This is a genomic window from Halorubrum sp. SS7, from assembly GCF_005435055.1.
Taxonomy (GTDB): domain Archaea; phylum Halobacteriota; class Halobacteria; order Halobacteriales; family Haloferacaceae; genus Halorubrum; species Halorubrum salinarum.
The window spans coordinates 1-435 of sequence record NZ_SGXV01000337.1; the positions used below are offsets into that span (position 1 = coordinate 1).

Below are 435 nucleotides of genomic sequence, written 5' to 3' on the forward strand. Positions count from 1 at the left end.
TCGGCGCGGGACCGCGGATCGACGGCGCGTCGACGACGCGGTACCGGTTCGAGCCGGAAGGCTGAGGCCCGGAGCGGCCTGAAAATCCGGTTCATGGGTTCGTCGAAATGCGCCGTTAGGGCTGTGTTTCGCGGATATATCGGATACGGCGCGTGCGCCTCTCACAGCGTCGTCGCCGGAGTCGAATCCGGACGGACCGCTCGACTGGCGAGCCGGTTGATGCCAAATGGCATGAGTTATCTCCGCCGGGCGCGTCTGAGCGACCCTGATGGAAGCGAATCGTACGATGGTCTGTAAGCGGTGCGGCGGCCCGACCGGTCCGGACGACGACGTGACGAACCAGTCCTCGTCGGACCCCCTCGTCGTCTCCGAGTGCGCCCGGTGTCATTCGATCGTGGACATCGGCGGCCACCAGTGGTGAGTCCCGGAGCGAAC

At 66.0% G+C, this 435-nt stretch carries 1 protein-coding gene; it reads left to right on the forward strand.

Translation table 11 applies throughout. The features are described from left to right. The first annotated feature begins 268 nt into the window (after positions 1-268). Positions 269-421, forward strand: coding sequence for a hypothetical protein (locus EXE44_RS20485; protein ID WP_158293510.1), 153 nt, complete (start codon positions 269-271; stop codon positions 419-421). The last annotated feature ends 14 nt before the right edge of the window (positions 422-435 follow it).

Coding starts and splice junctions, on each gene's coding strand:
- EXE44_RS20485 (WP_158293510.1), top strand. CDS start 269: ATGGAAGCGAATCGTACGATGGTCTGTAAGCGGTGCGGCGGCCCGACC.